The organism is Chromobacterium alkanivorans, from assembly GCF_016937655.1.
Taxonomy (GTDB): Bacteria; Pseudomonadota; Gammaproteobacteria; order Burkholderiales; family Chromobacteriaceae; genus Chromobacterium; species Chromobacterium alkanivorans.
In genome coordinates this window covers 415,752-426,175 of sequence record NZ_JAFHKL010000004.1, presented here as the reverse complement: position 1 = coordinate 426,175, position 10,424 = coordinate 415,752, and the positions used below count along the sequence as shown (strand labels likewise).

10 protein-coding genes are annotated in these 10,424 nt (G+C 63.4%); all 10 read left to right on the top strand.

The annotated features are described in order from the left end of the window. Positions 1–128 precede the first annotated feature (128 nt). The 10 genes from JW897_RS10110 (at position 129) to JW897_RS10065 (ending at position 10,363) form a co-directional block, all read left to right on the top strand. Entirely contained in the window at positions 129–650 is a 522-nt protein-coding gene (locus JW897_RS10110) for a GspH/FimT family pseudopilin (RefSeq protein ID WP_082158841.1), read from the top strand. 2 nt (positions 651–652) lie between these two features. Further along, positions 653–1,222: a type IV pilus modification protein PilV gene (gene pilV, locus JW897_RS10105; protein ID WP_205465979.1), complete on the top strand. Its 570-nt coding sequence runs from the start codon at positions 653–655 to the stop codon at positions 1,220–1,222. Next, on the top strand, positions 1,219–1,980 hold the full coding sequence (locus JW897_RS10100; RefSeq protein WP_048413666.1) for a PilW family protein: 762 nt from the start codon (positions 1,219–1,221) through the stop codon (positions 1,978–1,980). Before pilV ends, JW897_RS10100 begins: the two co-directional genes overlap by 4 nt. Beyond that, a complete protein-coding gene (locus tag JW897_RS10095) occupies positions 1,977–2,384 on the top strand; it encodes a pilus assembly PilX family protein (protein WP_053077294.1) in 408 nt (135 codons plus the stop codon). The genes JW897_RS10100 and JW897_RS10095 overlap by 4 nt, the downstream gene beginning before the upstream one ends. A gap of 11 nt (positions 2,385–2,395) precedes the next feature. Continuing rightward, a complete protein-coding gene (locus tag JW897_RS10090) occupies positions 2,396–6,775 on the top strand; it encodes a pilus assembly protein (RefSeq protein ID WP_205465978.1) in 4,380 nt (1,459 codons plus the stop codon). A gap of 9 nt (positions 6,776–6,784) precedes the next feature. After that, entirely contained in the window at positions 6,785–7,234 is a 450-nt protein-coding gene (locus tag JW897_RS24515; RefSeq protein ID WP_048413664.1) for a type IV pilin protein, read from the top strand. Positions 7,235–7,372: 138 nt separating this feature from the next. Beyond that, complete coding sequence (rfaE2, locus tag JW897_RS10080) at positions 7,373–7,873, top strand: D-glycero-beta-D-manno-heptose 1-phosphate adenylyltransferase (protein ID WP_048413663.1); 501 nt, start codon at positions 7,373–7,375, stop codon at positions 7,871–7,873. Continuing rightward, positions 7,870–8,835, top strand: coding sequence for a biotin--[acetyl-CoA-carboxylase] ligase (locus tag JW897_RS10075; protein WP_205465977.1), 966 nt, complete (start codon positions 7,870–7,872; stop codon positions 8,833–8,835). The genes rfaE2 and JW897_RS10075 overlap by 4 nt, the downstream gene beginning before the upstream one ends. Continuing rightward, positions 8,832–9,548 carry a type III pantothenate kinase gene (locus tag JW897_RS10070; protein WP_048413661.1) on the top strand — a complete coding sequence of 239 codons (717 nt, stop codon included), beginning with the start codon at positions 8,832–8,834 and terminating at the stop codon, positions 9,546–9,548. Before JW897_RS10075 ends, JW897_RS10070 begins: the two co-directional genes overlap by 4 nt. After that, a complete protein-coding gene (locus JW897_RS10065; protein ID WP_205465976.1) occupies positions 9,545–10,363 on the top strand; it encodes an SPOR domain-containing protein in 819 nt (272 codons plus the stop codon). Before JW897_RS10070 ends, JW897_RS10065 begins: the two co-directional genes overlap by 4 nt. Positions 10,364–10,424: the final 61 nt, after the last annotated feature.

The window sequence follows — 10,424 nt, the reverse complement described above, 5'->3', positions numbered from 1 at the left end:
GGCTCAATCCCGTTTGCCTCTCTGTTTTACCCTTCTGTCTTGCTTTAGTTGCCGCTTGTCCAGCCAGGCTTGCCTGCATCCGCTTCTCTATACAATCCTGAAAAAACAGCTTAAGCAATGGGAATGGAATGGGCCGGCGAGCGAGGTTGGGGGGCTTCACCATGGTTGAGCTATTGGTGGCCATTGCGGTGGTGGGGATAGGCCTGGCATTGGCGGTGCCGGCGTTTAACCAATTCATCGACACGAATCGTTACCAGGCATTGTCGCGCGCCTTGGTGGCGGACATGACCAATGCCCGCGCCGAGGCGATTCGCCGCGGCGTGGCGGTGGGCGTGTGCGCGTCCACCGATGGCAGCAGCTGTTCCAATACGGCCAGCAATTGGTCGGTGGGCTGGTTGGTCTACGCCGATCTCGACGGCAGCGGCGCGCCTTCGAGCAGTGAAATCCTGTCGGTGCATAATCCCGGCGGCGCGGCCATCGCTTCGAGCACGGTGGCCGGTTTTCGTTTTGCGCCCAGCGGCGAGGCGCGAGGGGCGACGGCCAGCGGCACGCGCTTGAGCTCCACGCTGCAGATTCAGTTTCGAAGTCAGACCACTACGGCCAGCAGTACGGTGCAGGTGGCGCCGTACGGCTTGATCAGCGGGAATTGAATATGCGTACGGGGATAAAAGCGGAGGCGGGCTTCTCCTTGCTGGAGGTGCTGATCTCGGTGCTGGTGGTGGCGCTGGGCTTGTTGGCCATGGCCGGCATGCAGCTGAAGTCCATCCGCGATTCGCACGACGCTTATATGCGCAGCCTGGCCTCGGAGTTGGCGGTGGAGGCGGCCGAGCGGGTGCGGGCGGCGACAGGCGACCAAGTCTACGCCTTGAATTCCGCCAGCAATCAGATGGATTTGAATAGCGCGCTGGGATGCTACGCCTCCGGGGTGGCGACGTCGGAGTGCACAGCCAACAGTTCCGGCACTCAGACTATTGCCGCATCCGACACTTCTTATTTCTCAAGCACTGCCAATAGTTTGCTCGGCTCCGGTTCCGTACAGGTGCTGTTGAAAAAAACGGACGGCACGACGGCCAGCACCTTGAGCGCTTGTAGTTACAGCCTGGCCGGCGCTTCCGGCACTGGCACGGCCTGCCAGGTTTCGGTCAGCGTCAGCTGGCAGGAAAAAGCGGCGAGCGGCACCACGCCCATGCAAACCCAGACCTTCGAGTACCGATTCCGATGAAAACCTTGGCGATGCGCAGCCGCCATGAACGCGGCATGACCTTGATCGAGCTGATGGTGGCGTTGACGCTGGGCTTGATGGTGGTGCTGGTGGTCGGCCAGGTGTTCTATTCCAACAAGACCGTGTTCCGTAGTCAGGCGGCGCAGGCCGAGGTGCAGGAGAAGGGGCGTTTCGCCATCCGTTGGGTGTCGGAACAAGTGCGTCAGGCCGGCTACGTGGATACGACCAAGTTGGCAAATGGTCTGGCTGTGAATTTCCCCGCCAGCGGCACCACGTTCACCAGCGCGGGAACGGTGTTGCTGGAGGCGAGCGGCACCTTGAACTACCGTTTTTACGGCAATGGCGACAATCAGATCATCGATTGCCAGGGCAGTCCGGTGGCCAGCGCGTCGACTGCCTATAATTTTTCGATTGCCCGCACCGCCAGCGATGTGATGACCTGCACTTCGGCGGGCAGCACCAGCACGGTGTTGAGCGGAGTGAAGCAATTGGTGCTGTCGTACGGGGTGGATAGCAGCACGACGCCGGATAATATCCCTGAGAGTTATGTCGCCGCGGCCAGCGTCACCGATTGGACCAAAGTGCATGTGGTGCGGGTCTGCATCCTGGTGGAGTCGGACACCCAGTACACCGCGCCCAGCGGCTATTCGGTGACCGATTGCAATGGCAGCGCTTATCCGGCGGCCGGGGTGTCCAATAACGGCAAGCTGGCGCGCACTTTCCGGACGTCCATCTTCTTGCGGAACAATCTGTCATGACGGCCAAGGCGCAACAACAGGGGTTTTCATTATTGGTGGCCCTGATTTTCCTGACCGTGCTGGCGATGCTCGGTTTCGGCGCCGTGCGTTCAGCCCTGATGGAAGAAAAACTGGGCGGCAACAACCGCGAGCGGGCCATAGCCTTCATGGCCGCGGAAGTGGCGATGCGTCAGGCGGAGACCTATATCGCCACGGCGGACAATCTGCCGGCGAGCGGCACCACGGCGAGCGGCACCGTCGCGGTGTCCAATTCTGCCGCATCCGCCACCTATACCATCAGTTATGTCAGCACCAGCGGGGGGCGCGATTACTACCGCCTGCTGGCGACGGGCTATGGCGGCCGCAAGACTCTGTTGAACACAACTCAGACGCAGTTGGAATCCATCGTCTGGGTGGAGCAGTAAGGAGACGGGATATGGCGCGCATCATGATGCGGGGTTGCTTGGGTCTGATCTTGGCCTTGTTCCAGGGAAGCCTGGCCTGGGCGCTGACCATCCCGACTCAACCCCTATTGCAAAACACTTTGCAAGTGAACCCGATCAATCTGCTGGTGATGGGCAAGAGCCATAATCTGTTCGTCGCGGCTTACAACGACTACACCGATCTGGATGGCGTCGGGATGCCGGACATTGGTTACAAGCCCAAGTCCATCGATTATTACGGCTATTTCGATTCCTTCAAGTGTTACACCTACAGCTCGTCCAGCAGCGCCTTCATTCCCTACGCCGCGACCAGCGACAAAACCTGCGACGGCTCGCACTGGAGCGGGGACTTCCTCAACTACGTCACCATGTCGCGCATCGACGTGCTGCGCAAATCCTTGTACGGCGGCAAGCGGGCCAGCGCTTCGCCGGCCACCCTGATCCGCTCCAATATCCCGCTGGACGCCCATGTGTGGGGCAAGTCCTTCGGCAGCGTCATTTCGACCAGCCCCACGGTGTCCTTGGCGTCCTATATCGACACTACGCTGGGTGTGTCCAAGTATGAAAACGGCGCAGGCACCACCACCAGCACCATAGCCAGTATGTTGTCGGCGGGCCGCAACATCGTCATGGTGAACATGGACAGCGGGACTTATCCCGGCACGCCGGTATTGCGGATCGCGGCAATGGATCCCACCAAGAACGTGATGACGGACTGGGTCAGCACCGAGAGCAACGGCAAGCTGTCTCAGAACTTCACCGCCTTGACCATGCAAGTGCGGGTTTGCGTGGCGGGTCTGCTGGAAAGCAATTGCAACCAGTACGGCAGCAATTACCTGCCCACCGGCCTGCTGCACAAATACGGCATCAGCAGCAATATGGAGTTTGGCTTGCTGACCGGCTCTTACGATTCTCCGCAACTGGGCGGGGTGCTGCGCGACGCCATCGGCAAGTTCGGCAATGAGTTGAACAGCGACGGCACTTTCAAGGCCGGCGGGATTGCCGACATCATCGACCGCCTCAGGATCAACAAGCCCAGCTCCAGCTACGACACCTCCACCAGCGGCAGCGGCAACTGGGGCAACCCGGTGGCCACCATGTATTACGAGGGTTTGCGCTATCTGGCGGGCAAGAGCGGGCCCAAATTCATCACCGGCACCACTTCGATCGACACCAGTACTTTGGGCTTGCCCAAGATCACCAGCTGGACCAACCCCTATAACGGCAGGGCCTGGTGCACCAAGCCCTTTGTCACCGTGATCAGCGAGGCCTTGACCTCCTACGACAGCCAGATGCCGGGTTCGCCCTGGGGCTTCTCCTACAGCAATGATTTGAGCGGAATGAACGTTAGCCAGCTGGGCAACACCTTGTGGGGATACCAGTTCGGCAGCGGCAGCCAGAACGTGATGATAGGCGAGGTGTCCGGCGGCACTGCCGACGGTTTGCCGACCAGCAAGGCCGCGTCCAACTTCGATGTTCGCGGCCTGTCGCCGGAGGAACCGACGCGGCAGGGCAGTTTTTACGCGGCGATGGCCGCCTATTACGCGCGCACCAATATCCTGGTGACGCCGACCAGCCCGCCCAGCGGCGCCACCTTGGCGCCGGTGCGCACTTTCGCGGTGGGGCTGTCCTCGCCCCTGCCCAAGATTACCGTGCCCTTGACCGGCGGTTCGGTGACGCTGGTGCCCTTCGGCAAAGTGGTGAACGGCGCAAGCAACACCATGACCATCACCAACTTCTTTTTGACCAGCGCGGCCAGCGACGGCAGTTCTTATTCCTTCCAGGCGAACTTCGACGACAGCGAGTTCGGCAGCGACTACGACCTGGACTCGATCGCCACCTATCAGATCACCAAGGTGGGCAGCAACCAGGTGCAGGTGACGGTCAATTCCACCTATGCCGCCAGCGGCTACTGGAACCATCTCGGCTTCATCATTTCCGGCGTGCAACCGTTGGCGGGGGCCTCCACCGAGAACAAGGCCGGCGCCTACCTGGTGGTGCGTGAGAACGACACCACCCAGAACACCGCCACCCAGTGCATAGGCACCAGCAGCGGCCAGACCGGCTATAACCCGCTCAACTACGGCCTCAGCAGCGGTTCTTGCCGCGTGTTGCCGCTGACCTTCACCGCCACCTTCACGCTGGACCCGACCAAGGGCTCGACCACTTTGTTTGAAAGCCCGCTGTGGTATATGGCCAAGTACGGCGGCTTTACCGACAACAAGACCAATCCCAGCAGTCCCAACTCTTTCGATCCGAGCAATGTCTGGCAGTGGGACGCGGACGGCGACGGCAATCCTGACAACTACTCGCTGGTCAGCAACCCGTCCAAACTGAATGCCCAGCTGGACCAGGCCTTCCAGAACATCAGCAACCAGAACGGTTCGGGCTCGGCCGGCGTGGGCAGCAAGTCCACCATCAGCGGCGACACTTATTACTATGAAGCCTCGGTCAACAGCGCGGACTGGTCCGGGGATTTGAGCGCGCGCAAGATTCTGATCAGCGGCACCAGCCTGTCCCTGAGCAATCCGCTGTGGAACGCCAAGCTGAAGGTGAACAGCGACACCGGCCGCCAGATCATCACGTCCAGCGGCGGCATCGGTGGCGGGCAAGCCTTCCAGTGGTCCAGCTTGAACACCGTGCAGCAGCAGGCCTTGCGGGCCTCGTCGTCCGAGCTCAGCTCGGTGACGCAAAGCCGGCTGACTTATCTGCGCGGCAATCCGGCGAACGAGGGCTACGGCAGCACCCAGTTCCGGCCGCGGCCGGCCACCAAGCTGGGGGACATCGTCAACTCCTCGCCGGCTTACATCCCGGCGCCGGCGAACGGCTCCAGCGATCCGAACTACAGCACCACCAGCTACCAGTCCTTCGTGACGAGCAAGGGCAGCCGTTCCTCCATGGTGTACGTGGGCGCCAACGACGGCATGCTGCATGGCTTTCAGGCCACGACCGGCGCCGAACTGCTGGCCTACATCCCCTCGCCGGTGTTCGGCAACCTGAACCTGCTGGCCAGCAACTCCTATACCCATAACTTCTATGTCGACTCGACCCCGGTCGCCGTCGACGCCCAGATCGGCAGCACCTGGGGCAGTTACCTGGCGGGCGGCCTGGGAGCGGGGGGCAAGGGCCTGTATCTGCTGGACATCACCAATCCGGACGCGTTCAACGAAAGCAGCGCCGCCTCCATCGCCAAATGGGAGTTCAACGCCACTAACGATCTGGACATGGGCTATGTGTTCGGCGCACCGCAAATCATCAAGCTCAATGACGGCAAGTGGTATGTGGTCAGCCACAACGGCTACAACAGCACCAACGGCGACGCCGCCCTGCTGATTCTGTCGTTGGACCCCAGCACCAGCTGGGTCTTGAACAGCAATTACTACAAGCTGTCCACCTTGTCCGGCACCGCGGTGTCGCCCAACGGCCTGTCCACCATCGAGCCGGTGGATCTGGACGGCAACGGCACGATAGACGTGGTCTACGCCGGGGACCTGAAGGGCAATCTGTGGAAGTTCGACCTCAGCTCCAGCACGCCGTCCAACTGGAAGGTGGCGTTGAACCGCGTGCCCTTGTTCAGCGCCAAAGACAGCAGCGGCGTGGCGCAGCCCATCGTGCTGGCGCCGGTGACGGCGGCCATGCCGGTCAGCAACGGCGCCACCTCGGCGAGCAACACCAACCGGATGGTGATGTTCGGCACCGGCAAGTACATCGAAAGCTGCGACAAGACCAGCAGCTGCAGCCCGGAATCCAACAGCCACAGCGTGTACGGCATTTGGGACTGGGGCGCGCCGGTCTGCGATCGCCGCCTGTTGTTGCAACAGACGCTGTCCACCAATGTGATCAGCGGCACCACATACCGGCAGGCCACCAATACTTCGATCAGCTGGAAAGACTACACCCTGGCCAGCGCGACGGCGAACCTGAGCTGCTCGACGCAATACAGCTCGATCGGCACCACCTCTGGCAAGCTGGGCTGGTACGAGGATTTGAACATCAGCGGCGAGCGGGTGGTGGGGATGTTGAATTATTATTCGAAGACGCTGGAATACCAGACCTACATCCCCTCTTCGGATAGCAGCGACATTTGCACGCCCAAGGACGCCGCCTATATTCTGCGGGTGCAGTACGACAACGGCGGCGCCGGGATCAAGCCCAAGCTGGCGGACACCGTGGCGCAGACGACGGACTCCTCCGGCAGCTACAAGCCCATCATCGGCAAGCAGATGGGCGGTTCGCTGGGCACCACCGATTTTGTCCTGAGCGGCAAGGTCTTTTCACTGTCCAGCAGCACCACGGGCAGCACCTCGATCACGGGCTGGAATCTGGGGCGCAGCTGGAAGCGGGTCACCTGGCGCGAACTGACCAATAACTGAGGGCGGGGAATGAAACATCGCAATAAGCGGACACGGCGCGCGCAGCGCGGCTTCACCTTGATAGAGCTGATCATCGTGGTGGCCATCGTCGGGATTTTGGCCAGCATCGCCTTGCCGGCGTACACCAACTATGTGCAGCGCACCTATCGGGCCGAAGCGCAGACCGAGTTGCAAGCCATCGCCCAGGCCCAGGAAAAATACTTCACGCTCAATAATGGCTACGCCTCCTCGCTGACGGCGCTGAGCTACGCCTCCTCCAGCATCAGCAGCCAGGACAGCCGCTACACCATCACCATGGGCGATCTGAGCGCATCCGCCACGCTGGCCAACGGGCAGGGGTATTCCTTGCAGGCGACGCCGGCCGGGGCGCAGGTAGGGGAGAGCTGCGGCACGCTGAGCCTGAACAGCTTGGGCAGCAAGGGGGCCGCCAGCGGCACGGTCAGCAACTGCTGGCGCTGAGGGCGAAACGCGACAGCCTCGCGCCGGCGTCCGCTGCTTGGCTAGCGGCAGCGGCGGGGGGCTGTGGTATCCTTCGCAACTTGATGTCCATGGGCGGCGCGCCCGCTCATGGACGATTGCCGAGTTTGAAGGAAGCCGATGTCCTACCCGACACCTTTGTTCGAAAATAAAGTCTGCACCCAGGCACAGCTGGCGAACAAGCTGGCGGCCTTGCCGCGTCCCATCGTCTTCACCAACGGCTGCTTCGATATCCTGCACCGCGGGCACGTGAGCTATCTGGCGCAGGCCAGGGCGCTGGGCGCCAGCCTGGTGGTCGGCGTGAACACCGACGCCTCGGTGCGTCGCCTGGGCAAGGGCGACGACCGGCCCATCAATCATCAGGACAACCGCGCGGCGGTATTGGCCGCGCTGGAAAGCGTCAGCCTGGTGATCTGTTTCGACGAGGACACCCCGGCGCAGCTGATCGAGCAGGTGCGTCCCGACGTGCTGGTCAAGGGCGGCGACTGGACGCCGGACAAGATCGTAGGCAGCGCCGAGACCCTGGCGCGCGGCGGCCAGGTGCACTCCATCCCCTTCCTGTTCGACACCTCCACCACCTCCACCTTGAATAAGATTCGGGCCAGCGAGGCCGGCCGGTGAGCGAGCACGCCTTCGCGGTGCTGCGCCATCTCGCCGATGGACGTTTTCATTCCGGCGAGGACATCGCCGGCGAACTGGGCTGTTCCCGCACCTTGGTCTGGCAGGCGGTGCACGCCATCCAGCAGGAGCTGGGCGTCAGCGTGTTCAGCGTGCGCGGCCAGGGCTATCGCTTGGCGGCGCCGTTTGAATGGCTGGACGTGGCGGCCATCCGCGATGGCCTGGACGAAGCGGCGGCGGACACGTTCACGCTGGCGGTGGCCGAGCGCACCGACTCCACCAACAGCCAGCTGCTGGCGCGCGCCGCCAGCGGCGGCCTGCACGGCCTGGTGTTGGCGACGGAACTGCAAACCGCCGGCCGCGGCCGGCTGGGGCGGCGCTGGCAGGCGCGCTTGGGCTCGGGCCTGACTTTTTCCCTGCTGTGGCGCTTCGACCGCGGCCTGTCCCAATTGGCCGGGTTGTCCCTGGCGGTGGGAGTGGCCTTGGCGCGGACGCTGCGGCGGCTGGGCGCGCCGGTGGCCTTGAAATGGCCGAACGATGTGCTGTTGAACGAGCGCAAGCTGGCGGGCATTCTGATCGAGCTGTCCGGCGACGCGCTGGGTCCGACCGCGGTGGTGATCGGCGTCGGCATGAATGTGAGCGATCCGGGCGAAGTGGACCAGCCGGTGGCCTGTTTGGCCGAGGCGGGCGTCAAGCTGGCGCGCAGCGCGCTGCTGGCGGAGCTGCTGAACGAACTGCACCGGGTGCTGAGCGATTTCGACCATCACGGCTTCGTGCCCTTGCGTCAGGAATGGATGAACTTGTCCGCTCATCAGGACGCGCCGGTTCGCCTGAGTTTTTCCCATGGCGAGCCGGTGCAGGGCGTGGCGCGCGGCGTGGCGGAGAGCGGCGCCTTGCTGGTGGACACCGCCGACGGGTTGAAGACCTATCACGCCGGCGAGGTCAGTTTGAGGAAGCTGGCATGAAGTTGTTGATCGACGCCGGTAATAGCCGGGTCAAATGGGCGGTGCATGATGGCCGTGCTTGGTTGGTGCAAGGCGCGGTGGAGCACGGCGACATCGCCAGCCTGGCCGAAGTGTGGCGGCAATGGCCGATCACGGCCGCCTGGGGCGCGTCGGTGGCGCGCGAGGAGGTGGCGAAGGCCTTGGCCGCGGCAACGCCCTGTCCCCTGCGATGGGTGCGGGCGGAGGCCGGTTTCGGCGATGTGCGCAACGCTTACCGCAATCCGGCCGAACAGGGCGCCGACCGCTGGTTGGCGGTGCTGGCCGCGCGGCAGTTGCACCAGGGCGACGTGATCGTCGCCTGCGCCGGCACCGCGCTGACCGTGGAGGCCTTGACGGCCGAGGGCGATTATCTGGGCGGCCTGATTGTGCCCGGGCTGAATCTGATGCTGAGCAGCCTGGCGCGCAACACCGCCAATCTGGACCGTTCCGCCGGCGTGGTGACGCCGTTCCCGCAAGGCACCGAAGACGCCTTGGCCAGCGGAGCGGTATACGCGCTGACCGGCGCGGTGGAAGCGCAGCGCCGGCAGTTGCAAGCGCATACCGGGCGCGCCCCGGTACGGGTGCTGCTGACCGGCGGCGACGCCGCGCGCTTGGCGCCTTGGCTCGCCGGGCCGGTCGAGATCGTGGATAATCTGGTGTTATTGGGCTTATTAAGGGTGGCCGACGAAAAATGAAGTGGTTTCTAGCCTTGGTCGTGGTGCTGAATTTGCTGGTGGCGATGTATGGCTCGTTCAAACAGCGTCCGCCGGCGGACGTGCGGGCGCAGGAAGTGAGCCCGGAGCTGGTTAAACTGCTGCCGGCCAACTGGAAGCCTAACGCCGCCTCCGCGCCGGCCGCGTCCGCTCCGGCGGCGGAGCCTTTGCGCGAAACCTCCGCGCCCAAAGCGGAGCCAGCCGTCGCGGCCAAGCCTAAGGCCAAGGAAGCGTCCGCGCCGAAAGCGGCGGCCGCCAAAGCGGAAGCCGCCAAGCCCGAGCCGGGCAAAGCGGACGCCAAGGCCGAAACGGCCAAGCCGGCGGAAGCCGCCGCGGCCTGCCTGCAATGGGGGCCGCTGGACGACAAGCTGTTGGCCAGGGTCAAGGGCGGCGTGCCGCAACTCAAGCTCAAGGCCGGCCAACTGAGCGAGGCCAGCAAGGAAGAAGCCGCCGCCGGCGGCCGATTCTGGGTCTACTACCCGCCGCTGGCCACCCAGGCGGAAACCTCGACGCTGTCGTCGGAGCTGAAGGGCAAGGGCTTCGACAACTACATCGTCAAGAACGACGACTTCAAGGGCCATCTGTCGCTGGGCCTGTTCGGCAAGGAAGACGCGGCCAAGGGCCTGGCCGCGCGGCTGAAGGCGGCGGGCTACGACAAGGCCTTGGTGCAGCAGAAGGGGCAGAAGGCGAGCAAGACCACGCTGAGCTTCAAGACGCTGGACGCGCAGCAGGCCGACAAGCTCAAGGCGCTGCAAAAGCGGCTGACCCCGGGCATAGGCCTGAAATCCTGCGGCTGAGGCGAACAGTCTTGATCTGACCGCTTGCCACCGCCGGCGCGGCGATGCACTATCAGGCATC